23 protein-coding genes are annotated in these 26,567 nt (G+C 64.9%); 17 read left to right on the top strand and 6 right to left on the bottom strand.

The window, feature by feature from the left end:
• Positions 1-5: 5 nt before the first annotated feature.
• Entirely contained in the window at positions 6-2,078 is a 2,073-nt protein-coding gene (gene metG / locus BEK68_RS10670) for a methionine--tRNA ligase (protein WP_024542203.1), read from the bottom strand.
• A 303-nt stretch (positions 2,079-2,381) separates the two neighbouring features.
• Positions 2,382-3,011, bottom strand: coding sequence for an OmpA family protein (locus BEK68_RS10665; RefSeq protein ID WP_009241259.1), 630 nt, complete (start codon positions 3,009-3,011; stop codon positions 2,382-2,384).
• A gap of 205 nt (positions 3,012-3,216) precedes the next feature.
• On the opposite strand from BEK68_RS10665, the gene apbC reads away from it, so the two are divergent.
• The 15 genes from apbC to BEK68_RS10590 all read left to right on the top strand — a co-directional run bounded on the left by apbC (position 3,217) and on the right by BEK68_RS10590 (position 19,133).
• Positions 3,217-4,305: an iron-sulfur cluster carrier protein ApbC gene (gene apbC / locus BEK68_RS10660; protein ID WP_024542202.1), complete on the top strand. Its 1,089-nt coding sequence runs from the start codon at positions 3,217-3,219 to the stop codon at positions 4,303-4,305.
• A 10-nt stretch (positions 4,306-4,315) separates the two neighbouring features.
• Positions 4,316-4,855: a DUF3305 domain-containing protein gene (locus BEK68_RS10655; RefSeq protein ID WP_004632131.1), complete on the top strand. Its 540-nt coding sequence runs from the start codon at positions 4,316-4,318 to the stop codon at positions 4,853-4,855.
• Between the two features lie 11 nt (positions 4,856-4,866).
• Positions 4,867-5,427 (top strand): DUF3306 domain-containing protein, encoded by a 561-nt coding sequence (locus BEK68_RS10650; RefSeq protein WP_009241257.1) that lies wholly within the window; start codon positions 4,867-4,869, stop codon positions 5,425-5,427.
• A gap of 80 nt (positions 5,428-5,507) precedes the next feature.
• On the top strand, positions 5,508-7,667 hold the full coding sequence (locus BEK68_RS10645; RefSeq protein WP_012436198.1) for a 4Fe-4S binding protein: 2,160 nt from the start codon (positions 5,508-5,510) through the stop codon (positions 7,665-7,667).
• Between the two features lie 45 nt (positions 7,668-7,712).
• Entirely contained in the window at positions 7,713-8,384 is a 672-nt protein-coding gene (locus BEK68_RS10640; protein WP_009241255.1) for a TorD/DmsD family molecular chaperone, read from the top strand.
• Between the two features lie 235 nt (positions 8,385-8,619).
• Positions 8,620-8,871, top strand: coding sequence for a twin-arginine translocation signal domain-containing protein (locus BEK68_RS10635; protein WP_009241254.1), 252 nt, complete (start codon positions 8,620-8,622; stop codon positions 8,869-8,871).
• 67 nt (positions 8,872-8,938) lie between these two features.
• Positions 8,939-11,944, top strand: coding sequence for a molybdopterin-dependent oxidoreductase (locus BEK68_RS10630; RefSeq protein WP_009241253.1), 3,006 nt, complete (start codon positions 8,939-8,941; stop codon positions 11,942-11,944).
• Between the two features lie 16 nt (positions 11,945-11,960).
• Entirely contained in the window at positions 11,961-12,629 is a 669-nt protein-coding gene (gene fdh3B, locus BEK68_RS10625; RefSeq protein WP_009241252.1) for a formate dehydrogenase FDH3 subunit beta, read from the top strand.
• Positions 12,626-12,871: a hypothetical protein gene (locus BEK68_RS10620; protein WP_009241251.1), complete on the top strand. Its 246-nt coding sequence runs from the start codon at positions 12,626-12,628 to the stop codon at positions 12,869-12,871. The genes fdh3B and BEK68_RS10620 overlap by 4 nt, the downstream gene beginning before the upstream one ends.
• A gap of 23 nt (positions 12,872-12,894) precedes the next feature.
• Positions 12,895-14,058 (top strand): formate dehydrogenase subunit gamma, encoded by a 1,164-nt coding sequence (locus BEK68_RS10615; protein ID WP_009241250.1) that lies wholly within the window; start codon positions 12,895-12,897, stop codon positions 14,056-14,058.
• 35 nt (positions 14,059-14,093) lie between these two features.
• Entirely contained in the window at positions 14,094-14,417 is a 324-nt protein-coding gene (locus BEK68_RS10610; protein WP_004632149.1) for a hypothetical protein, read from the top strand.
• A gap of 82 nt (positions 14,418-14,499) precedes the next feature.
• The gene (locus tag BEK68_RS10605) at positions 14,500-15,051 is read left to right on the top strand and encodes a superoxide dismutase family protein (RefSeq protein ID WP_004632150.1); all 552 of its coding nucleotides are present in this window, start codon (positions 14,500-14,502) and stop codon (positions 15,049-15,051) included.
• A 90-nt stretch (positions 15,052-15,141) separates the two neighbouring features.
• Positions 15,142-16,017: a formate dehydrogenase accessory sulfurtransferase FdhD gene (locus BEK68_RS10600; protein ID WP_004632153.1), complete on the top strand. Its 876-nt coding sequence runs from the start codon at positions 15,142-15,144 to the stop codon at positions 16,015-16,017.
• A 196-nt stretch (positions 16,018-16,213) separates the two neighbouring features.
• Positions 16,214-16,780 (top strand): dCTP deaminase, encoded by a 567-nt coding sequence (gene dcd / locus BEK68_RS10595; protein ID WP_009241249.1) that lies wholly within the window; start codon positions 16,214-16,216, stop codon positions 16,778-16,780.
• A 73-nt stretch (positions 16,781-16,853) separates the two neighbouring features.
• Positions 16,854-19,133, top strand: a complete 2,280-nt coding sequence (locus BEK68_RS10590; protein WP_004632157.1) for an arginine/lysine/ornithine decarboxylase — start codon at positions 16,854-16,856, stop codon at positions 19,131-19,133.
• Positions 19,134-19,205: 72 nt separating this feature from the next.
• Here the strand turns inward: BEK68_RS10590 and argH are convergent, their stop codons facing one another.
• The 3 genes from argH to BEK68_RS10575 all read right to left on the bottom strand — a co-directional run bounded on the left by argH (position 19,206) and on the right by BEK68_RS10575 (position 22,091).
• Complete coding sequence (gene argH, locus BEK68_RS10585; RefSeq protein ID WP_004636396.1) at positions 19,206-20,621, bottom strand: argininosuccinate lyase; 1,416 nt, start codon at positions 20,619-20,621, stop codon at positions 19,206-19,208.
• A 103-nt stretch (positions 20,622-20,724) separates the two neighbouring features.
• Positions 20,725-21,444 (bottom strand): anti-sigma factor, encoded by a 720-nt coding sequence (locus tag BEK68_RS10580; protein ID WP_004636395.1) that lies wholly within the window; start codon positions 21,442-21,444, stop codon positions 20,725-20,727.
• A complete protein-coding gene (locus tag BEK68_RS10575) occupies positions 21,444-22,091 on the bottom strand; it encodes an RNA polymerase sigma factor (protein ID WP_009241248.1) in 648 nt (215 codons plus the stop codon). Before BEK68_RS10575 ends, BEK68_RS10580 begins: the two co-directional genes overlap by 1 nt.
• A 208-nt stretch (positions 22,092-22,299) precedes the next feature.
• Here BEK68_RS10575 and BEK68_RS10570 point away from each other — a divergent pair, with 208 nt between their 5' ends.
• Together BEK68_RS10570 and BEK68_RS10565 are read left to right on the top strand one after the other, a co-directional pair.
• A complete protein-coding gene (locus tag BEK68_RS10570) occupies positions 22,300-22,905 on the top strand; it encodes a ferritin-like domain-containing protein (protein ID WP_004636389.1) in 606 nt (201 codons plus the stop codon).
• 110 nt (positions 22,906-23,015) lie between these two features.
• Entirely contained in the window at positions 23,016-23,495 is a 480-nt protein-coding gene (locus BEK68_RS10565) for an MFS transporter (RefSeq protein WP_009277433.1), read from the top strand.
• Here the strand turns inward: BEK68_RS10565 and ppc are convergent, their stop codons facing one another.
• On the bottom strand, positions 23,496-26,501 hold the full coding sequence (gene ppc, locus BEK68_RS10560) for a phosphoenolpyruvate carboxylase (RefSeq protein WP_004636385.1): 3,006 nt from the start codon (positions 26,499-26,501) through the stop codon (positions 23,496-23,498). It lies immediately after the preceding gene.
• Positions 26,502-26,567: the final 66 nt, after the last annotated feature.

Genomic DNA, 26,567 nt, shown 5'->3' with positions numbered 1-26,567 from the left:
AACCATTACCGCACCCGCATCCCCGGCACCGCCCCAGAATGCGGCTCAAGAATATAAAGCCCAGGCTGAGCCTTCTCATCGGCAGCCGAAGCCGCCAACACCATCCCTTCCGACATCCCGAACTTCATCTTGCGCGGTGCCAGGTTGGCAACCATCACGGTCAGCTTGCCCACCAGATCTTCCGGCGCATATGCCGACTGGATACCCGAAAACACATTCCGCGTCTGTCCTTCGCCCACATCCAGCGTCAGCTGCAGCAGCTTGTTCGATCCTTCCACGCGCTGGCAGGCGACGATCTTGGCGACACGCAAGTCGATCTTGGCGAAGTCGTCGATGGTGATGGTGTCGGCCATCGGCTCAATGGCGGCAGCACCGTTGGCGGCGGCAGCAGCCGGGGCTTCTGCGGTGGCCTGCAGCGACTGACGATTTGCCTCCACCAGCGCATCCACCTGCTTCTTGTCCACGCGCGTCATCAGGTGGGAGTACGGCTGGATCGGCTTATCCGACGAGAGCTGCGAATCGATCGAACGCCACGTCAGCGGCTCAACGTTGAGGAACGCTTCGATGCGCTCGACCGTGGTGGGCAGAATCGGCTTGAGGTACACGGCCAGCAGGCGGAACGCTTCCAGCGCGACCGAGCATGCGGCGTGCAGCTTTTCGCGGTTGGCTTCATCCTTGGCCAGATCCCACGGTTTCTCGGTGTCGACGAAGGCGTTGACGGCATCGGCCAGTTCCATGACGGCACGCAGTGCCTTGCTGTACTCGCGCTTCTCGTACAGATCGGCGATTTGCGGGGCGGCTTCGCGCAGTTGCACCATCAGCGGATGGCCCAGCGCGGCGTCGCTCACGCGGCCTTCGAAGCGCTTGACCAGGAAGCCCGCCGAGCGGCTGGCGATGTTGACGAACTTGCCCACCAGATCACTGTTCACACGGGCGATGAAATCGTCCAGGTTCAGGTCCAGATCTTCCATCGTCGCGTTCAGCTTGGCCGCGAAGTAGTAGCGCAGCCATTCTGGGTTCAGGCCGGTGTCGATGTAGCTTTGCGCAGTGATGAACGTGCCGCGCGACTTGCTCATCTTCGCGCCGTCCACCGTCAGGAAGCCGTGGGCGAACACGTTGGTTGGCGTGCGGTGGCCGGAGAACTTCAGCATCGCCGGCCAGAACAGCGTGTGGAAATAGAGGATGTCCTTGCCGATGAAGTGGTACTGCTCGGTGGTCGAGTGTTCGTTGATCCACGCGTCGAAATCCAGGCCGCGCTTGGCGCACAGGTTCTTGAAGCTGGCGTAGTAGCCGACCGGCGCATCCAGCCACACGTAGAAGTATTTGCCCGGGGCGCCCGGAATTTCGAAACCGAAGTACGGCGCATCACGCGAGATGTCCCAGTCCGAGAGCTTGGCCTCGCCTTCCTCGCCGAGCCATTCACGCATCTTGTTGGTGGCTTCGGGCTGGGCCAGGTCGGCCACCCAGTCGCGCAGGAAGTTCTCGCAGCGCGGGTCGGACAGCTTGAAGAAGTAGTGTTCCGACGACTTGCGCACCGGGGTCGCGCCCGACACCACGGAGTATGGGTTCTTCAGGTCGGTCGGCTGGTAGGTTGCGCCGCAGACTTCGCACGAATCGCCGTACTGGTCTTTCGCGCCGCACTTCGGGCATTCGCCTTTGATGAAGCGGTCTGGCAGGAACATCTCCTTGACCGGGTCGTAGAATTGCTCGACCTCGCGCACGTCGATCAGGCCGGCTTCCTTGAGCTTGAGGTAGACGTTTTGGCACAGCTCCTTGTTTTCGTCGGAGTCGGTGCTGTAGTAGTTGTCGAACGAGACCAGGAAGTTGTCGAAGTCGCGCTTATGTTCCGTCCAGACGCGTTCGATCAGCTGGCGCGGGGTCAGGCCTTCCTTCTCGGCGCGCAGCATGACGGGCGTGCCGTGCGTGTCGTCGGCACCCACGTAGTAGGTCTCATGACCGCGCATGCGCTGGAAGCGTACCCAGATATCGGTCTGGATGTACTCGACCAGGTGGCCGATATGGATCGGCCCGTTGGCATAAGGCAGGGCGGAAGTGACGAGGATGCGACGTTCGGACATGGGCAGGCCAGAAAGGTGCGGGCGGGCCGCGAACAGGGCGCGGCGCGCGGATAAACGCATATTTTAGCGCGCCCGGCGGTATCAGGCCGTTCCCGGACGAATCTGCGGAACGTGGGTGTGATCGTGGAGTTCGGCCTATGCGTCACGATGCCGCGCATCGTGTGACCCAAAAAAAGCGCCGGTCAGAGCCGGCGCAGCTTTCCACAACGGAAAAGGAGGAGAAATCAGGTACCGCCCGGGAGGTCAGCCACGCATCGCGAGCCAGCAACGTGTGGCAAGCGGCACCTGTTTTCTATGACAGGGTTACCCTTGAATTGGTTTCAAATAAATTTCGACGCGGCGATTTTGGGCGCGGCCGGCCTCGGTGGCGTTGTCGGCAACGGGCTGATTCTGGCCGCGGCCTTCAGCGGAAAGGCGGTTGCGGGCCACGCCGCGGTCCGTCAGGTAGCTCGCCACGCTCTGCGCGCGCTTTTGCGACAGCGTCAAGTTGTAGTTCGGGTTGCCGGTGCTATCCGTGTGGCCGACCACATTGGCGGCCAGCTCCGGATGCTGCGTGAGCGTTTGTGCCACGCTATCCAAGGGGCCGCGGAACGACGGCTTGATCACCGCGCTGTCGGTGTCGAACGAGACCTGGCTCGGAATGTTCAGCTTGAGCGAGCCGTCGGGCTGCTCCGAAATCTGCGTGCCCGTGCCGGCCGTATCGCCAGCCAGCTTGGACTTGATGGCGCCCCAGTTGTAGCCGACGGCTGCACCGGTGGCCGCGCCCAGCGCACCGCCAATGGCGGCGCCCTTGCCGTTGCCGACCAGCGCGCCAATGCCAGCGCCCACGGCCGCGCCAACGCCGGTGCCCATGGCGGTCTGGTTCTGCTGCTCGGTGGCGCAGCCGGCGGCCAGCAGGGCGATCAGCGAGACGGAAATAAGCTTGGCTTTCATGGTTTCTCCTACGGGTAACGGGATCGGTTCTTGTGGGTTTGCCGATATCCGGCGCATCGGAGGGATATTGAGGGGGAATCGGACGAACGGTGCGCCGGCAAAATACAATAGCAAAACAGTAGATAGAGTGGCCAGGGCGCCGCAAAGTTCATGCCGCGTCACCGTTGGCCCGTCCCCCATTCGCATTAGATTTGTGGAGCAAATGTTGAGCGTAACCATCGAACAGATCACCGAAGCCCTGCGCGGCGTGGTGGATCCCAATACCGAGCACGACCTCGTGTCGTCCAAATCGGCGCGCAACATCCGGGTCGATGGCGGCGAGGTGTCGCTCGACGTGGAACTCGGCTACCCCGCCAAGAGCCAGTTCGAGCCGATCCGCAAGCTCGTGATCGGGGCGCTGCGTCAGGTGCAAGGTGTCGAAAATGTGAGCGTGCAGGTGTCGATGAAGATCGTGGCGCACGCGGTGCAACGCGGCGTGCACCTGATGCCGAACGTGAAGAACATCATTGCCGTGGCGTCGGGCAAGGGCGGAGTGGGTAAGTCGACTACCGCGGTGAACCTGGCGCTGGCGCTGGCTGCGGAAGGCGCCAACGTCGGCATTCTCGACGCCGATATCTACGGCCCTAGCCAGCCGATGATGCTGGGCATCCAGGGCCAGCCGGAGTCGGCCGACGGCAAGACGATGGAGCCGATGGAGGGGCACGGCCTGCAAGCCAACTCCATCGGCTTCCTGATCGAACAGGACAACCCGATGGTCTGGCGCGGCCCGATGGTGACCTCGGCGCTCGAACAACTGCTCAAGCAGACCAACTGGCGCGACCTGGATTACCTCATCGTCGACATGCCGCCGGGCACGGGCGATATCCAGCTCACGCTGTCGCAGAAGGTGCCTGTGACGGGCGCGGTGATCGTCACCACGCCGCAGGACATCGCGCTGCTCGACGCCAAGAAGGGCCTGAAGATGTTCGAGAAGGTGGGGATTCCCATCATCGGCGTGGTCGAGAACATGGCGGTGTACTGCTGCCCGAACTGCGGCCATACCGAACACATCTTCGGCGCCGGCGGCGGCGAGAAGATGTGCGAACAGTACGGCGTGCCGTTCCTGGGCAGCCTGCCGCTGAACCTGTCCATTCGCGAGCAGGCCGATTCGGGCCGCCCCACCGTGGTGGCCGACCCCGATGGCGCGATTGCCGGCGTGTACAAGCAGATCGCGCGCCGCGTCGCCATTGCCGTGGCCGAGAAGGCGAAGGACATGACGAGCAAGTTCCCGTCAATCGTCGTGCAGAACACCTGAGCGCCAAGCCATGGATGCCAGCGAACCGTTGTCCAACGATCGTCAGACGGAGCGCCCCTCCGTAAAGGTGGCAGTGGTGCTGTGTCGCCGCCCGACGGCCAACCGCTGGCAGCCGTTCCAGTGGCGGCTTGAGGCTGTCGTGCCCGACCTGGGCGAATACGGCACCGCACCGCGCTGCCTCGATCGCGCTGAGGATGAGAAGGGCGAAGAGCGCTGGCTCACGCCCGGCTTCTCCGTCACGCTGTTTCGCGACGAGGCCGAGGGCTACTACCTGAACGTGACCTCCGCCGCGCCCTGCTGGTTCGTGCTGTGGCGCCTGGGCGAGTCGGGCACGACCGACGAGGGCCGGGCGATTCCGCATACGGTTTCGCTGAGCTACAACGAGGCTGGTCGCTGGCTCGACGGCGGCGAGACGGTCGAAAACGTGCCGTTGGATGCCGCTGCGCTGGAGTGGCTGCAGGCGTACGTGGCCGAAAACTACCGGCCCGAGCCGAAGAAGCGGCGCCGCCCGGAGTCGTTCCTGCCGCCGGAAGACCGCGCGAAGTTCTGAGCGAGACTGCTGTGAGCGACGAAACCTTCCTCTCGCGCTGGTCGCGCCGCAAGGCCGCCGAACGGCGGGGCGAGCCCGAACCGGAAGCGGCATCGCCCGCCGAGCCGGCCCCCGTCGTCGTGCCTGAAGCGTCGACGGTCGAGCCTACGCCCGAAGCGGCACCCCCGCTCACGCTGGAAGACGCCTCCAAGTTGACGCCATCCGATGATTTCTCGCCCTTCGTCGCGCACGGGGTGGACGAAGCCGTCAAGCGTGCCGCGCTCAAGAAGCTCTTCGCCGATCCACACTTCAATGTGATGGACGGGCTCGATACCTACATCGACGACTATTCTCAGCCCGACCCGATCCCGCCCGAGATGTTGCGCGAGCTGCGGCACACGGCGGAACTGCGGTTGTTCGAGCCGCTGGACGAGGATGTGGCTGCGCCGCCAGGAATCGAACCGGTATCGGCCGCTGCACCTCTCGTGACGGGCGAGACGCCGCCTGAACCTGCCGATGCCGAGTCGCCCCGCGTTGATGACCCCGCCCAGGCAACCCCGCATGGCGGCGTTAAGCCGCCGTCCGTAGAATAAAAAGAAGGCCGCGCGGCAAAGACCGTGCTGCCATGTCTCCACAGCCTGCGCCATGCACGTGGGCGCTCACGCACAAATCCATGCCGACACTGCTCTGCAGTTGCAATCACACCATGCCGATCGATGCCGATGCGGTGGGCGACGCCCTGCGCGCGTCTGACGCCGCTATCGACGCCCCCAGCAAGACGCACCACCTGCTGTGCCGCCGCGAGATCAGCGCGTTCACACAGGCGCTGGATGGTACGGAAGACGTCGTTGTTGCCTGCACGCAGGAAAAGGCGCTGTTTGCAGAAGTGGCCGCGCAGCATGAGGGTGTGACCGCACCGATCCATTTCGTCAACGTGCGCGAAACGGGCGGGTGGTCGGCAGGCGCTAAACGCGATGCGCGCGGTTTCCGTGCCAAGACAGCGGCGCTGCTGGCCGTCGCTGGCTTGCCGGCGCCGGAGCCAGTGCCGGTGGTCGACTACCGCTCCGACGGCAACGTGCTGATCATCGGTCCTGCCGAGCGTGCCATGCCGTGGGCGGAACGGCTGGCCGACCAACTGAGCGTGGCGGTGCTCGTCACCGGGCGCGATCGCGCAAGTGGTCCGTTTGTCCCGCCGATGGAGCGCCGCTGGCCGGTCCACGCGGGCGAGCTGGCGCAGGTGAACGGCTGGCTTGGTGCGTTCGAGGTGCAATGGCGCAACCGCAACCCGATTGACCTGGACCGCTGCACGCGCTGCAACGCCTGCATCGATGTCTGCCCGGAAGGCGCCATCGACGCGCTGTACCAGATCGATCTGGATGCATGCCGCGACCATCGCGCGTGCGTCAAGGCGTGCGGCGATGCATTGGCCATCGATTTCAGCCGCGTGGACGCACCGCAGGCGCTATCGGGCCAATTCGACCTGATCTTCGATCTGAACGATGCGCCGGCGTTTGCCCAGCACCAGCCGCCGCAGGGCTACTTCCATGCGGGCGCAGACGCGGGCCGCCAACTGACGGCATCGCTGGCGTTGCTGCAAATGGTGGGGGAGTTTGAGAAGCCCAAGTTCTTCCAGTACAAGGAATCGATCTGCGCGCACGGGCGTAACGGCCAAGTGGGCTGCAACGCTTGCGTGGACGTGTGTTCGGCGTCGGCGATTGCGTCGCAGTGGAAGGACGGCCGCGGCAGCGTGCACGTCACGCCCAATCTCTGTGTGGGCTGCGGTGCGTGTACGACCGCGTGTCCCACCGGCGCCATCACCTATGCCTATCCGAGCGCGCCGTACCAGGGGCGCAAGCTGAAGACGCTGCTCGGCACGTATGCATCGGCGGGTGGGCGTGATGCCGTGGTTCTGCTGCATAACGGTGGGCGGGGCCGCACGCTGATCGAGCAACTGGGCCGTGCCGCGCGTATCGGCAAGGCCCAGGGCGTGCCGGTGAATGTGCTGCCCGTCGAGGTCTTCCATGCGGCATCGACGGGATTGGACCTGTGGCTCTCCGCATTGGCTTACGGCGCCGCGCGCATCGCCATCCTGCTGACGGAAGACGACGCGCCGCAGTACCGCGCGATGCTCGCCGAGCAGGTTGCCGTGGCGCAGGCGGTTCTGCAGGGGCTGGGTGAACCGGCAGACGGGGCGGGTGTGGTGCTGATCGACGTGGCGGATGCGGCGGCGCTTGATGCACGCTTGAGCCACGCCGACGTGTCGGGCCCGGTGCGCGGCTTTCGCCGTGATATGCCGGCGGCCACCTTTGCGGTGGCCGCTGCCAAGCGCGAGGCACTCGATTTCGCGCTCGACCATCTTGCACGCCACGCCAAGGCCACCGAGGCCATCATCCCGCTGCCAGCCGGTGCGCCGTTTGGCGCCATCACCGTGAACCGCGAACGCTGCACGCTGTGCATGGCGTGCGTGGGCGCGTGCCCGTCGCAGGCGCTGCGCGATCAGGCCGAGCGGCCCGTGCTGGCCATGATCGAGCGCAACTGCGTCCAATGCGGCCTGTGCGAGACCACGTGCCCTGAAAGCGCCATCGCCCTCGTGCCGCGTTTGAACCTGTCGGCAGAAGCCCGCCAATCGGCCACGCTCAACGAGGCGCAGCCGTTCCACTGCATCCGCTGCAACAAGCCGTTCGGCACCGCGCAGATGGTCGCGACGATGCTGGCCAAGCTGGGCGCGCATCCGGCGTTCTCCGGCGCCGCCGCCGAGCGCCTCAAGATGTGCAGCGATTGCCGCGTGATCGACATGATGCAGCACGGCGAACGCCCGGGCGCCCCGCACTGAAGACTGCGCATTGAAGACCGCACACTGAAGCCGATTCCCGATCCCATGACCGACGCCCAGCCCCTGCAATTCCAGCCCGCCGCCACGCCCGCCGACAGCGCAGAGGATCTCGCCCGTGCCGACCTGTACGGCCTGCTGGCCACGCTGTTCTTCCACGCGGCAGACGCCGATTTGCTGCAGCGCATCGCGGCCGCGCCGCTGGACCCGATAGGCGACGGCGATATCGCCGCAGCCGATGCGCAAGCCGCCGCCAGTAGTGCTCTCACCCAGGCCTGGCGAAAGCTTGTCGCCCGCGCGGGCCAGACCACCGCCGAGCAGGCCGACGACGAATACACCGAACTGTTTATCGGCGTCGGCAAGCCCGAAGTGTTCTTGTACGGCTCGTACTACCAGGCCGGTTTCATGAACGAGAAGCCGCTCGTGGTGTTGCGCGACGATCTGCGCCGCCACGGCCTGGAGCGCGCCGAGGGCATCACGGAAACCGAAGATCACCTCGCGACCCTGTGCGAGGTCATGCGTTACCTCATCGCCGGGGACGACGTTGCCGTGGCCCGCATCGGAGAGCAGCGCGCATTTTTCCAGCGTCATCTGGCCCCGTGGGTCGATACGGCTTGCGATGCTGTATTGCAGCATCCGCGCGCCGCGCTCTATGCCGATGTGGCGGGATTGGCAAAAGCGTTTTTTGACGTGGAGCGGCTCGCCCTTGAATTGGCATGACAGCCGTCGTCTCGGTTGCCTAAAAAATAAGCGGACGCCGAAGAGCCACGCCGGGCCAGCGTCACGGCGCTCCGGTTCAAATCCGACTCATTGAAAAAATTCATCGGTAAATCGTCAGGAAAATCCCTCGGTGAGGGGTTTTGGGCATGGTTTTCCCATGCCGTTACTCCTAAAATGTGTTGGAAAATTCCTATTACATTCGGTCATCGGTTTGAAAGAGCCGGGGAGCATCGAAATGCCAGGTTTGAACACCGCCCCTCACGTGCGCCCAGAAGCGGATTTCGCTGATGTTGCACCCACTCGCCGCCGCTTCCTGATGGGGGCGGCGGTCGCCGCCGCGGCTGCAGGCACTGCCGCGACAGCCGGCCATCTCGTGCAAGCGCCCACTGCTCCGTCCACACCCGCAACCGACGCCGCGGATGACGGCGCCACCGGTTACCGGCTGAGCGAACACATCCGCAAGTACTACAAGACGACGTGGATCTGATGCGGCTGCACGCGCGCCGCTGTTGCTCCATCGTCATTGCACGCACCCCACATCTTCAGGTGACCTCATGCTTCTGACCCGCAAACCGGCGGTACAGGACACCAAAGCCGCACCGGCTCGACGTTCAAACGGACAGGGCGCCGCATCGCTTGCTGGCAGTCTGGCGCGCAGTCTGGCCGGTGCACTGCCGACCATGGACCGCCGCACCTTCCTCAAGCGCTCTGGCATCGGCGTGGGCGCAGGCCTGGCCGCAACGCAGCTTTCGCTGGTGAAGAAATCGGTGGTGGGTGAAGCCCAGGCGGCCGAGGGAAAGGGAGACATCGTCGTGCGTCGCACGGTGTGCTCACACTGCTCGGTTGGCTGCTCGGTGGATGCCGTCGTGCAGAACGGCGTGTGGGTGCGCCAGGAACCGGTATTCGACTCGCCGATCAACCTGGGTGCGCACTGCGCCAAAGGCGCTGCCCTGCGCGAGCACGGTCACGGCGAATACCGCCTCAAGACGCCAATGAAGCTCGTCGACGGCCGCTACCAGCGCATCAGCTGGGACCAGGCGCTCAATGAGATCGTCGCCAAGATGAACACCATCCGCCAGGAGACCGGACCGGATTCGTTCTTCTTCGTGGGTTCGTCCAAGCACAGCAACGAGCAGTCGTACCTGATGCGCAAGTGGGTGTCGTTCTTCGGCACCAACAACTGCGACCACCAGGCGCGCATCTGCCATAGCACCACCGTGGCCGGCGTGGCCAACACCTGGGGCTACGGCGCGATGACCAACTCGTACAACGACATGCAGAACGCCAAGTGCGCGTTGTACATCGGCTCGAACGCGGCCGAGGCGCACCCCGTGTCGATGCTGCATCTGCTGCATGCCAAGGAAACGGGCTGCAAGGTCATCGTGGTGGACCCGCGCTACACGCGCACGGCGGCCAAGTCGGATGAGTACGTGCGCATACGGTCGGGCACCGACATCGCGTTCCTGTTTGGCGTGCTGTATCACATCTTCAAGAACGGCTGGGAAGACAAGCAGTACATCCATGACCGCGTCTACGGCATGGACAAGGTGCGCGATGAAGTGCTTGCCAAGTGGACGCCGGACAAGGTCGAGGAAGTGTGCGGCGTGCCTGAGGCACAGGTGCACAAGGTGGCCGAGATGATGGCAATGAATCGCCCCAGCACGCTGGTGTGGTGCATGGGCCAGACGCAGCACAGCATCGGCAATGCCATCGTGCGCGCGTCGTGCATTGTGCAGCTGGCGCTGGGTAACATCGGCAAGTCGGGCGGCGGCGCCAATATCTTCCGCGGCCACGACAACGTGCAGGGTGCGACCGACGTCGGCCCCAACCCCGATTCGTTGCCTGGGTACTACGGCCTGGCTGCCGGCGCGTGGAAGCACTTTGCTGGCGTGTGGGGCGTGGATTACGACTGGATCAAGGGCCGTTTCGCCTCGCAGGCCATGATGGAGAAGTCGGGCACCACCGTCTCGCGCTGGGCCGATGCGGTGCTGGAAAAGAACGAGCTGATCGACCAGGACCACAACGTTCGTGCCGTTTTCTACTGGGGGCACGCTCCGAACTCGCAAACGCGCGGGATGGACATGAAGCGCGCGCTCGACAAGCTTGACCTGCTGGTGGTGGTGGACCCATACCCGTCGGCCACGGCGGCCATGGCCAACATGCCCGCCGCCGATGGTACGCCGCCCAATCCGAACCGCGCTGTCTATCTGCTGCCCGCCGCCACGCAGTTCGAAACGTCGGGCTCGTGCACTGCATCGAATCGATCGCTGCAATGGCGCGAGAAGGTCATCGAGCCGCTGTTCGAATCGCAGCCCGACCACGTGATCATGCAGGCGTTTGCCGATCGCCTGGGCTTCGGCAAGGAGCTGTCGAAGAACTACAAGATCACGGAATACAAGCGCGCCGGCATGACATGGCGCGAGCCGGAGATCGAATCGATCCTGCGCGAGATCAACCGCGGCAACTGGACGATCGGCTACACCGGCCAATCGCCGGAACGCCTGAAGGCCCACATGCGCAACATGCATCTGTTTGATGTGCGCACGCTGCGCTGCAAGGGCGGCAAGGATGCCGAAACCGGCTACGACCTGACCGGCGATTACTTCGGCCTGCCTTGGCCCTGCTACGGGACGCCGGAACTCAAACACCCCGGCTCGCCCAACCTGTACGACACCAGCAAGCATGTGATGGAGGGCGGCGGTAACTTCCGCGCCAATTTTGGCGTGGAGCGCGATGGCGTCAACCTGCTGGCCGAAGATGGCTCGTTCTCGCTGGGCTCGGAGTTGACCACCGGCTACCCAGAGTTCGACCACGTGTTCCTCAAAAAACTTGGCTGGTGGGACGACCTGACCGACGCCGAGAAGAAGGCCGCCGAAGGCAAGAACTGGAAGACCGACGTGTCCGGCGGCATCCAGCGCGTGGCGATGAAGCACGGCTGCCACCCGTTCGGCAACGCCAAGGCGCGCGCGATCGTGTGGAACTTCCCCGATGGCATTCCGCAGCACCGCGAGCCGCTGTATTCCACGCGGCCCGACATGGTCGCCAAGTACCCCACGCACGACGACAAGAAGGTCTTCTGGCGCCTGCCGACGCTGTACAAGACGGTGCAGCAGCGCAATATCGAGAACAAGGTCTACGAGAAATTCCCAATCATCCTGACCTCCGGCCGGCTGGTGGAGTACGAGGGCGGCGGCGAAGAGACGCGCTCCAACCCTTGGCTTGCCGAGCTGCAGCAAGAGAACTTTGTCGAGATCAACCCCAAGGCTGCATCTGACCGGGGCATTCGCCACAACGATTTCGTCTGGGTCAAGACGCCCACCGGCGCCCAGATCAAGGTGCGTGCGCTGGTGACGGAGCGTGTGGGTATAGACCACGCCTTCATCCCGTTCCACTTCTCGGGCTGGTGGCAGGGCAAGGATCTGCTCGATTACTACCCGGAGGGCGCCCACCCGATCGTGCGCGGCGAGGCCGTCAACACGGCCACGACCTACGGCTACGACTCGGTGACGATGATGCAGGAAACGAAAACGACGGTCTGCCAGATCGAGCGGTTCGCATAAGGACGGGGAGATCAACATGGCACGTATGAAATTCATCTGTGACAGCGAGCGCTGCATCGAATGCAACGCCTGCGCCACGGCCTGCAAGAACGAACACGAGGTGCCCTGGGGCGTGAACCGTCGCCGCGTGGTGACGATCAACGACGGCATGATCGGCGCGGAGAAATCCATCTCGGTGGCGTGCATGCATTGCTCCGATGCGCCGTGCATGGCGGTCTGCCCGGTCGACTGCTTCTACCGCACCGAAGACGGCGTGGTGCTGCACGACAAGGACGTCTGCATCGGCTGCGGCTACTGCTCGTATGCGTGCCCGTTCGGCGCGCCGCAGTTCCCGAGCCAGGGCACGTTTGGCGTGCGCGGCAAGATGGACAAGTGCACGTTCTGCGCGGGCGGCCCCGAGAAGAACGGCAGCGAGGAAGAATTCGAAAAGTACGGCCGCAACCGCCTGGCCGAAGGGAAGCTTCCGCTGTGCGCGGAAATGTGCTCGACGAAGGCGCTGCTCGGCGGCGACGGCGATGTGATTTCCGACATCCTGCGTAACCGGGTCATGAAGCGCGGGAAGGGCGCGGAGTTGTTCGGGTGGGGCACGGCCTATGGCGGCGCGCAGGGCAAGGGCGGTCAGGCGGCACCGGCAACTCCGGCCGCACCGGCCAAGCCGGCTTCGGCGTCGGGAGCGCAATCATGAGCGCCCCCGCACGATCGACCAGCCTGGTGATCGCCCTTGGTGCTGTGCTGTTGCTCGGTGCCTGCGGTGAACGCCCGCAAACGGCATTCGCCTCGCACCGCAAGGACGACGCGCCTGCCTACAAGGGCGCGGAGGGCGATCCGTTCATGGCCAAGAACTGGACACCCGGCGACCGCACGAGCTGGGAGAACCAGATCCGCGCGCGCGGCCAATACCAGAACGAGTACAACAAGACGCCATGACGCGCGCAAGCGGAGGTTCGTCCATGGGCACTTCCTGGAAACATCTTGTGATGGCCGTGCTGCTCGGCGGCGCGGCGGCGTGGGCGAGCGCGCAGCAGCCGGCCAGTGCGCCGGCAGCCAACCATGCCCCGGTCAATCCGGCCGTACAAACGGCCCAGCCGTTCTCCAACATCGTCTCGGAGAACGTGTTTGATCTGCAGAAGCGCGATCTCGCCAAAGAGGCGCAGGACCAGGCCGCACGGCGCGCGACGCAACCGGGCAACAACGCGCCCGTCTGGCGCGAGGTGAACTCCGATCAGGCGCACTACGCCAGCATTCCCGGGCTGGAAGCCGGCGTGCTGATCCAGCGCACCGGGCAGAAATGGCGGCTGTTCCGCAATGGCGTGATCACCGTGTGGGGCGGTTGGCTCATGGTGCTGGTGCCGTCGGCCATCCTGGCCTTCTTCCTTTGGCGCGGCATGATCCCGCTAAAAGAAGCGCCTACGGGCCGCAAGATCGAGCGCTTCACGCCCACCGAGCGCTACGTGCACTGGACGATGGCGATCTCCTTCGTCACGCTCGGCGTGTCGGGCATCGTCATGCTGTGGGGCAAGCATTTCCTGTTGCCGATCCTCGGTCATCAGTTGTTCGGCTGGCTGACGTATTTGCTGAAAAACCTGCACAACCTGGTGGGCCCGCTCTTCACGGTCAGCATCATCGTGGCCTTCGTGATTTGGGTGCGGGACAACCTGCCGCGCCAGGGCGACGTGAAATGGCTGCTGAGCCTGGGGGGCATGTTTGCCGGAGAGCACGGCGCCGAAGTGCCGTCGCACCGCTTCAATGCGGGCGAGAAACTCTGGTTCTGGGGCGGGCTCGTCGTGTTTGGGCTGATCCTGTCGGCTTCGGGCTGGACGCTCGATCGCATCGTCCCGGGCGTGGATTACTACCGCAGCACGATGCAACTGGCCGAGGTCATTCACGCGATCGCGGCGGTGGGCATGATGAGCATGTCGCTGGGCCACATCTACATGGGCACGATCGGCATGGAAGGCGCTTACCGCGCCATGCGTGACGGTTATGTCGACGAGGCCTGGGCGAAGGAGCACCACGAACTTTGGTACGACGACGTCAAGGCCGGCAAGATTCCCGCGCAGCGGTCCCAGCCGCCCGCGCCGCCGGCGCCGAGCGAGCAGCCCGCCAAGTCATGACGCCATCGCCTGCCACTCATTCGAGGATCCTCACCATGCATGCTTCCACGCTGACTCGCGCCGCAGGTATGGCACTTGCTGCCGCCATGCTGGTCCTGACAAGCGGACTGGCCGGCGCCAAGCTGCCGGCACCGACGGAAGAACAGAAGGCACAGGCGGATCTGGCGAAGGCCAAGGCAGCCTGGGGCGACAAGGTGGCCGCGTTCCAGACGTGCAAGGCCCAGGACAAGGCGGCGGCGTCGTACCAGGCCGGCGGCAAGGCTGCGCATACGCAACCGGGCGCGCCGTGCGTGGATCCGGGGCCGTTTGTCGCGCCTGTGCCCGCAGCATCGGCACCGGCACCGGCGGCCAAAGGGTGAACCGTTGGTTCCAATGTTGCGTGTTCATCATCCGGCAGTACAATCGTCCGCTCCCCGAGTGAACCCTGACTGGAGGTGACACATGAAGCAACTCGCGATTGCACTCGCCGCGATCGGCCTGATGGCCGGCTGCGCATCGAACTCAGCGTCGACGGCCAAGGCGGCTAATGCCGGTGACGGCGCCATGACGGCCTCGGCCGTGCTGGCACCCAAGAGCGGCAGCACCGTGCAAGGCAGCGTGAAGCTCGCGCAGCAAGGCGACAATCGGGTTGCCATCGCCGTGGATATTTCCGGCCTGCCGGCCAACGGCATGTTCGGTTTCCACGTGCATGAGAAGGGCGATTGCTCGTCGGCGGATGGCAATAGCGCCGGCGGTCACTTCAACCCGACCGGCCAGCAACACGGTGATCCGCGTCAAGGTGCGCACCACGCCGGCGACATTCCGATGCTGCAATCCGATGCCAACGGCAAGGCTGTCGGCTCGATCGTTCTTTCCGGCGTGACGCTGTCGCCTGGGCCCACCAGCCTGGTCGGCCACGCGCTGATCGTCCACGCAGGCAAGGACGACTACACGACCCAGCCCACCGGCAATTCCGGCGGGCGCATCGCCTGCGGCGTGATCGTGGCGAACTGATCGCCCGCACGCGGTACCTGCTCTCGGGCAGGTACCAACCGCAGCATGCGCACGCTCGCCGTGCGCATTTTTATTTGAACGAAGACATCGATGCCGCTGCGCCCCGAACTGACCAACGCTTCTGTTCCACTGCTCGACGAGGTTGAAGTGCTCGACGAGCTGGGCCGCGCACGCCATGTCTACATCCCTGGTGAACGCCCGCTCACGGTCTATCTCGACAAGCGCGAACTCGTCACGCTGATGACGCTGGGCGGCGCGCCCGAAGCGCTCGTACTCGGCTATCTGCGTAACCAGCGCCTGGTCAGCAGCATCGAAGACATCGCCTCCATCCAGGTCGATTGGGAAACCGAATCGGCTGCCGTGTCCACGCGCGCCGGCATCGCCGACCTGGACGAGAAGACCGCCCGCCGCACCGTGACCACCGGCTGCGGGCAAGGCACCGTGTTTGGCTCGCTGATGGACGAGATCGACGCCATCCATCTGCCGCCCGACGCGCGCATGACGCAGACCACGCTGTACCGCGTGGTGGACGCCATCCGCCTGCAGCAGTCGATCTACAAGCAGGCGGGCTCCGTGCATGGCTGCGCGCTGTTCGATGCGCACGGCCAGCTGCTGCATTTCATTGAAGACGTGGGCCGCCACAATGCCGTGGATGCCATCGCCGGCCGCATGTGGCTTGAGGGCATGGAGGGCGGCGACAAGATCTTCTACACCACCGGCCGCCTGACCTCCGAGATGGTCATCAAGGGCGCGCAGATGGGCATTCCGTTCCTGTTGTCGCGCTCAGGTGTCACGCAGATGGGCCACCAGATGGCGCAGCGGGTCAACCTGACGCTGTTTGCGCGGTGCACGGGGCGGCACTTTCTGCTCTACACGGGGCGGGACCGTTTTGTGGCCGAGCCGGGAGTGGCCGGCATGGTCGGGCCGCGCGGGGAACTGCTTCAGGCGGCGGAATCCGGCCGCTGATCCGCTCGCGTTTGCCCGGATAAGGCCAGCGCAAGCCATCGGCCGCCACGGGGTTTTCCGTCACAGGTTTGGGAGTACAATCCGCGTTCCAAACCGGCCCCAGGCGCGGGCCCGGCCGCTGGCGTGACCAAATGGGGACAGTTTTCGCACCGCGAAGGCTGCCCCCATTTGTTCATCCAAGGTATCTGGACGCTCCATGAGCATCAAATCCGACAAGTGGATCCGCCGCATGGCAGAGCAGCACGGCATGATCGAGCCGTTCGAGCCCGATCAGGTGCGCGAATCCGATGGGCGCCGCATCGTTTCCTACGGCACGTCGAGCTACGGCTACGACATCCGCTGCGCCGACGAATTCAAGATCTTCACCAACATCAACAGCACCATCGTCGATCCGAAGAACTTCGACGAGAAGTCGTTTGTCGACTTCAAGGGCGATGTGTGCATCATCCCGCCGAACTCGTTCGCGCTGGCCCGCACGATGGAGTATTTCCGCATCCCGCGCACGGTGCTGACCGTGTGTCTGGGCAAGAGCACGTACGCGCGCTGCGGGATCATCGTCAACGTCACGCCGTTCGAGCCTGAATGGGAAGGGTACGTGACGCTCGAGTTCTCCAACACCACGCCGCTGCCCGCCAAGATCTACGCTGGGGAAGGCTGCGCGCAGGTGCTGTTCTTCGAGAGCGACGAGGAATGCGAAACCTCGTACAAGGATCGTGGTGGCAAGTACCAGGGCCAGCACGGTGTGACGCTGCCCAAGACCTAGTTTTTGTAGTCCGTTTCCGCGCGTTCAGGCGTATCCGGAGCGGTGCCTTTAGCTGCATCCATAAGGAACCACGATGAAATTCCGCTTTCCCGTCATCATCATTGACGAGGACTTCCGCTCCGAGAACATCTCCGGGTCGGGCATTCGCGCGCTGGCCCAGGCCATCGAGCAGGAAGGGATGGAGGTGACCGGCCTCACCAGCTATGGTGACTTGACCTCGTTCGCGCAACAGTCCAGCCGCGCGTCCACCTTCATCGTCTCGATCGACGACGACGAGTTCATCAATCCGGACAACGACAAGCCGGAACCGGAAGCCGTCGAAAACCTGCGCGCCTTCGTGGCAGAAGTGCGTCGCCGCAACGCCGACATCCCCATCTTCCTGTACGGCGAAACGCGCACCTCGCGCCATCTGCCGAACGACGTGCTGCGCGAGCTGCACGGCTTCATCCACATGTTCGAGGACACGCCCGAGTTCGTGGCCCGACACATCATTCGTGAAGCGCGCAATTACCTGGATTCGCTGCCGCCGCCGTTCTTCAAGGCGCTGATCGACTACGCGCAGGACAGCTCGTATTCGTGGCATTGCCCGGGGCACTCGGGCGGCGTGGCGTTCCTGAAGAGCCCGGTGGGGCAGGTGTTCCATCAGTTCTTTGGCGAGAACATGCTGCGCGCCGACGTCTGCAACGCCGTGGAAGAACTGGGCCAACTGCTGGATCACACGGGTCCCGTGGCCGCGTCTGAGCGCAACGCTGCGCGCATCTTCGGTTCGGACCACATGTTCTTCGTGACCAACGGCACGTCGACGTCGAACAAGATGGTGTGGCACGCCAACGTGGCGCCCGGTGACATCGTGGTGGTGGACCGCAACTGCCACAAGTCGAATCTGCACGCGATCATGATGACGGGCGCGATCCCCGTGTTCCTGATGCCGACGCGCAACCACTTCGGCATCATCGGCCCGATCCCGAAGAGCGAGTTCGAGCCGGAAACGATCGCCAGGAAGATCGCCGACCATCCGTTTGCCAGCAAGGCCAAGAACAAGAAGCCGCGCATCCTGACCATCACGCAGGGTACGTACGACGGCGTGCTGTACAACGCCGAGATGATCAAGAACATGCTGTCGACCGAAATCGACACACTGCACTTTGACGAAGCGTGGCTGCCGCACGCGTCGTTCCACCCGTTCTACGAGAACATGCACGCGATCGGCCACGGCCGTCCGCGCAGCAAGGATGCGCTGGTCTATGCCACGCAGAGCACGCACAAGCTGCTGGCTGGCTTGTCACAGGCCTCGCAGATCCTCGTGCAGGATTCCGAGACGCGCAAGCTCGATACGTATCGCTTCAACGAGGCGTATCTGATGCACACGTCGACGAGCCCGCAGTACTCGATCATTGCGTCGTGCGACGTCGCGGCCGCGATGATGGAAGCGCCGGGCGGCACCGCGCTGGTGGAAGAGAGCATTGCCGAAGCGCTGGACTTCCGCCGCGCCATGCGCAAGGTTGAGCACGAATACCTGGGCACAAATGGTGGCAACGGCCGCGGCGACGACTGGTGGTTCAAGGTCTGGGGCCCGAACGATCTGTCGGACGAAGGCATCGAAGAGCGCGAAGCGTGGATGCTCAAGGCCAACGAGCGCTGGCACGGCTTCGGCAACCTGGCCGAAGACTTCAACCTGCTCGATCCGATCAAGGCCACCATCATCACCCCGGGCCTGGATGTGGACGGCAAGTTCAGCGATTCCGGCATCCCGGCCGCCATCGTCACGCGCTACCTGGCCGAGCACGGCATCATCGTCGAGAAGACGGGTCTGTACTCGTTCTTCATCATGTTCACGATCGGCATCACCAAGGGCCGCTGGAACTCGCTGGTGACGGAGTTGCAGCAGTTCAAGGACGATTACGACAACAACCAGCCGCTGTGGCGCGTGTTGCCGGAATTCGTGCGCCAGTATCCGCAGTACGAGCGCATCGGCCTGCGCGAACTGTGCGACAGCATCCACAGCGTCTATCAGGCCAACGACGTGGCCCGCGTGACGACCGAGATGTACCTGTCGGACATGGAGCCGGCGATGATCCCGTCGGACGCTTGGGCCAAGATGGCGCACCGCGAGACCGAGCGTGTAGCGATCGACGATCTGGAAGGCCGCATCACCGGCATCCTGCTGACACCGTATCCGCCGGGCATTCCGCTGCTGATCCCGGGCGAGCGCTTCAATAAAACGATCGTGCAGTACCTGCAGTTCGCTCGCGAGTTCAACAAGCTGTTCCCGGGCTTCGAGACGGATATTCACGGGCTGGTCGAGGAAGAGGTCGACGGCAGGATGGAGTACTTCGTCGATTGCGTGCGCTGAGTTTCAGTCGCACAAACAAAAACGCCGCGCTGAGTTGATCAGCGCGGCGTTTTTGTTTGAAGCGGCTGCGAATTACTCAGCCAGCGCAGCCCGTGCAAACGCAATGGCTTGCTTCACCTGCTCCGGCGCCGTTCCGCCGATGTGGTTGCGCGAAGCGACCGAGCCTTCCAGCGTCAGCACAGTGTGCACATCATCGCCGATCAGGTTGGCCTTGTCGCCCAGGCCGCAGATGTCACGCAGTTGCGCGACGGACAGATCCGCCAGGTCGCAGCGCAGGTCGTCGCACGCACGCACGGCGTGGGCCACGGCTTCATGTGCATCGCGGAAGGGCAGGCCGCGCTTGACCAGGTAGTCGGCCAGATCGGTGGCGGTGGCGTAGCCCTGCAGCGCAGCGGCGCGCATGGCGTCGGCCTTGACGGTGATGCCCGGCACCATGTCGGCAAAGATGCGCAGCGTGTCGACCACCGTATCCACCGTATCGAACAGTGGTTCCTTGTCTTCCTGATTGTCTTTGTTATATGCCAGCGGCTGGCCCTTCATCAGCGTGAGCAGGCCAATCAGGTGGCCGTTGACGCGGCCCGTTTTGCCACGTGCCAGTTCGGGCACATCGGGGTTCTTCTTCTGCGGCATGATCGAGCTGCCCGTGCAGAAGCGGTCGGCAATGTCGATAAAACCCACACGCGGGCTCATCCACAGCACCAGCTCTTCAGAGAAGCGCGAGACGTGCGTCATGATGAGCGCGGCGGCAGCGCAGAATTCGATGGCGAAGTCGCGGTCGGACACGGCATCCAGCGAGTTGCGGCATACGCCTTCGAAGCCGAGTTGCTGTGCGACAAATTCACGGTCGATCGGGTAGCTCGTGCCTGCCAGTGCAGCGGCACCCAGCGGCAGGCGGTTGACGCGGCGGCGGGCGTCGAGCATGCGCTCGGTGTCGCGCGTGAACATCTCGACGTAGGCCAGCAGGTGGTGGCCGAACACCACCGGCTGCGCGACCTGCAGGTGTGTGAAGCCCGGGACGATGGTGTTGGTGTGCTGCTCGGCCAAGTCCAGCAGCGCGCCGCGCAGGGCCTTGAGCAGACCGACGATGTTGTCGATCTCGCTGCGCAGCCACAGGCGGATGTCGGTGGCGACCTGGTCGTTGCGCGAGCGGCCCGTGTGCAGGCGCTTGCCGGCGTCGCCCGCCATGGCGGTCAGGCGCGCTTCGATGTTCAGGTGCACGTCTTCCAGGTCCAGCTTCCACTCGAACGTGCCGGCTTCGATCTCCTGGCGGATCTGCGCCATGCCCTGTTCGATGGCGGCGCGATCGGCTTCGGCAATGATGCCCTGCTTGGCCAGCATGGCGGCGTGCGCGAGCGAGCCCTGGATGTCGAACAGCGCGAGGCGCTTATCGAAGAACACCGATGCGGTATAGCGCTTGACGAGATCGGACACCGGCTCGTTAAAGCGGGCGGACCACGCTTCGGCCTTCTTGGCGAGTTGGGAGGTCATGGGCGGACAGCTGGAGGAGCGCGGCCGGCGAAGCGCCAGCCGCAAATTCAGGAAACCGCGATTATATCGCCCGACAGGCCTTCCGGCCCCCGCGCCGGGGTGCCTACAGCGTGCTGTCGATCAGCGCGCCCTTGAAGACCACCGGCCCGGTCGGCCCCTGCGGATTGGGCGAGCCGCCACGCGGTTCCACGCTGATGGCGAGCGCCGGCACCTGCCGCAACGGCTGCGCTACCGTCAGCCGCACGGCGCGCTGGTGCCCGATCACCCCAAGTGACTGCGGATGCCCGCCGGGGGGCAGCGCCCAGAGCTGCAAGGCCTGTTCGGTATTGAGCGGCGTTGCATCCAGCCGCTTGAGCGATAGCGTTCCGGTGCGCGCATCCCAGGTGACGAGGACGGCCGCCTGGGCCTGCGCGTCCTGCAGCACGGCCACGGCGTTGGCGACAGGTGCATCACGCAATTGCTGCGCCAGCCGCAGGTTCAGCCCGATCGCGACCGCCGCGACAACCGCCGCGACTGCGGTGGCGCCGCGCCAGAAGCCGGTGCCTTGCCAAATCCGTTGCCAGAGCGCCTTCCGCGCCGGCGTCGGCTCGCGCCAGCCGAGTTGCACTTCCACGCGGCAGAGGATTTCCGGCAGCGGCGCCGTGGCAGGCTGGAGCGCGGGCAAGTCGGCCAGATAGCGTTGCCAGCGTTCAACCGTGGCGCGCACGGCGTCGTCGTGGCGAAGGATCTGCTCGAACCGGCGGCGTGCGCCGGCGCGCAAGGTGCCGACCGCATATTCGGCGGCCAGCTTGTCGACGAGATCGGGGTGGCGGCGCGGGTCCATCACGGTGCTCCGAGGCATTCGCGCAGGCGGTCCAGCCCGCGTCGCATCCAGGATTTGACGGTACCCAGCGGCAGCGAGAGCGTTTGCGCCAGCTCGCTGTGCGACAGGTCACGCAGATAGGCGAGCGACACGACTTGGCGTTGCTTCGGGTCGAGGCGCTTGAGGCATTCGGCCAGCGCGCGGGCCTGCTGACCGGCGAGCGCGATATCCGCAGGGCCAGGGGCGTGGTCGGCCAGGACATCGGCGTAGGCCTCGTCCAGGGGCACGGATTCCTGCACGCGCTCGGCATGCTGCCGGCGCAGGCAGTCGAGTGCACGGTTGCGCACGATGGTGGTCATCCACGTCATGGGGGCGGCCAGATGCGGGCGGTAATCGCCGGCATGGCGCCAGATGTTGACGAAACTTTCTTGCAAAACGTCCTCGGCCCAGTCCTTCCTGACCAAGATACGCAGCGCGAGCCCAAACAGTTTCGGTGCGCAGCGCGTGTACAGCGTGCGCAGGGCGTCGCGGTCGCCCAGGCTGATGCGTTGCAGCAATGCGGCCAACTCTTCAGCGTCGGCGCTCGGGGGGCGCGCTGCTGCGGACGTCGCTGGCGGGTCTGCAGGTTGCGCGGCGGGGTCTTCGGCGGTGCGCTGATAGGTGAGCACGTGGGCAGTTTTCTGTGGACGGTTTTGCCCAAAGTGTAGGTAGAAACCGTGGTCGTGGGTGAATTCACGTGAAAGGCGCTGAGGTTTTATTGCATCCAGTTGGGTACGCCCTTCGTACAAACGATCAGGCGCTGGATAAACGCCTGCGATCCGCACCTCGGCAGTATATGGGTCGCGCTTCTTCCCAACACATGCAAGGAGACGGACGATGGATACGACCAAAGAGATGGATCTGTTCGAAGGGGAGAACCCGCGCATCGATGCGCGCCGCCGCGTGCTGCTGCGCGCTCCGGGGCTGATGGCGCTGGGCTCGCTGGCGGCGGTGTCGCTGGGGCAGTCGATGCCGGCGTGGGCGCAGACGCAATCGGGCAGCGTGAAAGACGACGTCAACATCCTGAACGTGGCGCTCGGGCTCGAGTATCAGGCCATCGCCGCCTATCAGGTGGGCGCGGAAAGCGGCCTGTTGCAAAAGCCCGTACTGGCAACGGCGGTGAAGTTCCAGGGCCACCACAAGGCACATGCATCGGTGCTGGCGGGCACGGTCTCCAAGCTGGGCGGCACGCCCGTCATGGAAAAGAAGGTGGCGGAATACAACTTCCCGGTCAGCCAGTTGAAGACGCAGGCCGACGTGCTGCGTTTTGCCGCCGGGCTGGAGAAGGGCGCTGCCTCGGCCTACTTGGGGGTGATGCCGAGTTTCTACACGCGCGACCTGGCCAAGGCCGCCGCCAGCATCCTGGGCGACGAGACGATGCATTGGGCGGTGCTGCTCTCGGTGCTGGGTGAAGACCCGGTGCCGGTGGCGTTCATCAGCTAAGAGGTTTGTTGGGCCGCCACACCGGCTGCTCGTTACGGTGTGGCGGTTTTTTTTGGCGCGTCGAACGCTTCGACGATGCAATTGAGCAGGGCACGCACGCGCGCGGTCTTGTGCAGACCGGCCTCGTCATGCTGGCGATGGCGGTGAGCCTGTCGGCGGGCAACATCTTCGCGGGCAAGCTGATGGCGCGTTTTTCTACGCCGGCGATGATGCTCGGCGGCCTTTTGATCGGCGCAGCGGGTTTGCTGGCAACGTCGGCTGCGCTGACGGGGCACGTGCACCTGTGGGTGGTGAGCGCGACGATGGTGGCTTACGGCGGCGGTACCGCGCTGGCGATTGCGCCCATGACGTCGACCATCTTGTCCGCGGCACCGGGCGAGTTGGCCGGCACGGCGTCGGGCTTGCTCAACGCCGCGCGGCAGACCGGCAGTTTGCTGGGCGTGGCGGCGGCGGGCGCGGTCGTCACGGTGGTGCCAGGGCTGGCGCACGCCGCGCCGATGGTGTTTGGCCTGATGACGCTGTCATACGCCGGCGCGATGGCGATGGCGTGGATCAGCCGTCGCCCGGCCGCCACCGCGCTGGCTGCCTGATCAGCCGCTATTGCGAAGGCCCGCGGCAATCCCGTTGATCGACAGATGGATGCCGCGCCGCACGCGTGCATCGTCGCTGCCGGCCTTGCCCGAGCGGAAGCGCTTGAGCAGTTCGACCTGCAAGTGATTCAGCGGGTCGAGATACGGGAAGCGGTTCTTGATGGAGCGTGCCAGCAGCGGGTTGTCGGCCAGGCGCTCCGACTGTCCTGTGATGGCTGCCAGCATCTGCTCGGTCAACGCGAACTCCGCCGAGATGCGCGAGAACACCGCGTTACGCAGCTTGCGGTCGTCGCAGAGCTGCGCGTAGCGCGAGGCCACGTTCAGATCGGCCTTGGACAGGACCATGTCCATGTTCGACAGCAGGTTCGCAAAGAACGGCCACTGCTTGTGCATGCGCTTGAGCGTGGTCAGGCGCGCGGCGCGGGCCTTTGCGTTGCCGGCGTCGTCCAGCCAGCGCTGCACCGCGCTGCCAAAACCGAACCAGCCCGGCAGCAGCAGACGGCACTGGCCCCATGAGAAGCCCCACGGAATCGCACGCAGGTCTTCGATGCGGCGGTGCTTCTTGTCCATCAGCTTGCGCGAGGCCGGGCGCGAGCCGAGGTTCAGGTCGGCAATCTCGGTGATGGGCGTGGTGGCGAAGAAGTAGTCCTTGAAGCCCGGGGTTTCGTAGACGAGGTTGCGGTACGCGGCAAAGGCGTTGTCCGACAGCGCCTGCATCGCGGCTTCGAACTCCTCCAGGCCTTTCGGGCGGTTGCGCGTGGGCAGCAGCGTCGCTTCCAGCGTGGCCGCGACGATGGTTTCCAGGTTGCGCCGGCCGATCTCGGGGTTGGCGAACTTGCTGGAGATGATTTCGCCCTGCTCGGTCAAGCGGATCTGCCCGTTCACCGTGCCCGGCGGCTGCGACAGGATGGCCTGGTAGGTCGGGCCGCCGCCTCGGCCCACCGTGCCGCCGCGGCCATGGAACAGGCGCAGGCGCACGCCCTTGCGCTCGAACAGCTCCACCAGCGCCAGCTCGGCCTTGTACAGCTCCCAGTTGGAGGTGAGGAAGCCGCCGTCCTTGTTGGAATCCGAATAGCCGAGCATGACTTCCTGCTCGTTGCCCTGCGCGGCCAGTACGGCATCGAAGCCGGGCAGGGCAAGCAGATCGCCCATGATCTGCGAGGCGTTGCGCAAGTCTTCGATGGTCTCGAACAGCGGGATCACCATCACGTCCAGCCCCACGCCAGCGCCATTGGCATTCGCGCGGAACATGCCGGCTTCCTTCTGCAGCAGCATCACTTCGAGCAGGTCCGACAGCGTCTCGGTGTGCGAGATGATGTAGTTGCGCACGATGCGGTTGCCGTAGCGGGCACGCACCTCGCGCGCGGCGCGGAAGATGTCGATCTCTTGCGTAGTCTGCTCGCTGTACGCATGGAACGGCAGCGTCAGCAGACGCGGCTGTTGCAGCTCGCGCAGCAGCAGCGTGCGCTTGTCGGCTTCGGACAGTGCGGCGTACGCGCCTTCCACGCCCGCCACCTTCAGCAGCTCGGCGACGGTCGCTTCATGCACGTCAGACACCTGCCGCAAGTCGATCGACGACAAGTGGAAGCCGAACACATCGATCGCACGCGCCAGCGAGGCCAGACGCGCATCAGCCAGTGCCTCGCCGTGATGTGCCGCCAGCGAATCGGTGACGATCTGGATGTCGGCGCGCAGCTCTTCCGCGCTCGTGTAAGCCGGGGCCGGGCCGACGGCGTGGCGGCCGGCGTCTTCACCGGTCAGCTCGCGGCACGTCGCAGCCAGGCGCGCATACACGCCGATCAGCGCGCGGCGGTACGGCTCATCCGAGCGATGCTCCGATCGATCGGGCGACTGCTCCGCCAGCGCCAGCAATTCAGCACTCACATCCACCTGCGATGTCGACATCGACAGTTCGGCGCCCAGCGCGTGGATCTCTTCCAGATACCACGCAAGGATCACACTGGCCTGCTTGCGGGCGGCGTAGCGCAGGGTTTCTGCCGTGACGAAGGGGTTGCCGTCGCGGTCGCCGCCGATCCACGAGCCCATCTGGAAGAACGGCGCCAACGGGGTGGGTTCGCCACGTGCGCCACGGCGCGGGAATACGGCAGCGACGTCCTCTTCCAGTTCGCGGTACAGCGCGGGAATCTCGCGCAGGAACGTCGTCTGGTAGTACGACAGCGCGTTTTCGATCTCGTCGGCCACCATCAGACGCGTGGTGCGCAGCATGCGTGTCTGCCACAGTTTGGTCACGTGCGCGCGCAGCAGCGTCGTGTTGCGTTCACGCTCGCGGGTGGTCAGCGGCGTGTCGCGTTCGGCCAGCAGGCGGGCGATTTCACGCTGTGCATCGAGAATGCTCTTGCGCTGCACCTCGGTCGGGTGGGCCGTGAGCACGGGCACGATCAACGCGGCATCGAAGAAGCGGCGCAGCGTCTCACCCGAGACACCCTCGTCGGCCACCGACAGCAGCGCGCGCATCATGCTGCCCGGCTGCGGTGGCGAGCCCGCCAGCGCATGCACGCGGCGGCGGCGGTTGTGGTGCTGGTCTTCGGCAATGTTGGCCAGGTGAGAGAAGTAGCTGAACGCGCGCACCACGGAGTTGGTTTGCTCACGCGACAAGGCTTTCAGCAGGCGGTCGAGTTCCTGCTCGGCCTGGCGGTCGCCGTCGCGGCGGAAACGCACGGCGGTCTGGCGGATCGTCTCGACGGTTTCGAAGGCGGCGCCACCTTCCTGTTCACGCAGCACGTCGCCCAGCAGGCGGCCCAGAAAGCGGATGTCTTCCTTCAGCGGCTGATCCTTGGCCGCGGCGCTGCCCGACGAGCGCCGGGAAGTGGGGCCGAGTGATGCGCCATTGGCTTCGTCCGCGCCATTGGCCTTGGCCACCGGTTTGGCGGCGGGCTTGGCAGCCTTGATGGCCTTCGTGGCCTTGCTGGTCTTGGCGGGGGCGGCGGAAGCCTTGCGGGCGGTGGTCGCGCGCGAGGAAGCGCGGCGCGCGGCGGGCTGCGTCATGGTGTCTCCTAGGTTGGGTGCTCGAAGGTGCCTGAACGGCCCTCGTTTCTGTATCACTTCAACGTG

This window comes from Ralstonia pickettii, from assembly GCF_001699815.1.
Classification (GTDB): Bacteria; Pseudomonadota; Gammaproteobacteria; order Burkholderiales; family Burkholderiaceae; genus Ralstonia; species Ralstonia thomasii.
Note: the sequence above shows the minus strand (reverse complement) of the source record. Positions and strands in the feature narration are given on the sequence as shown.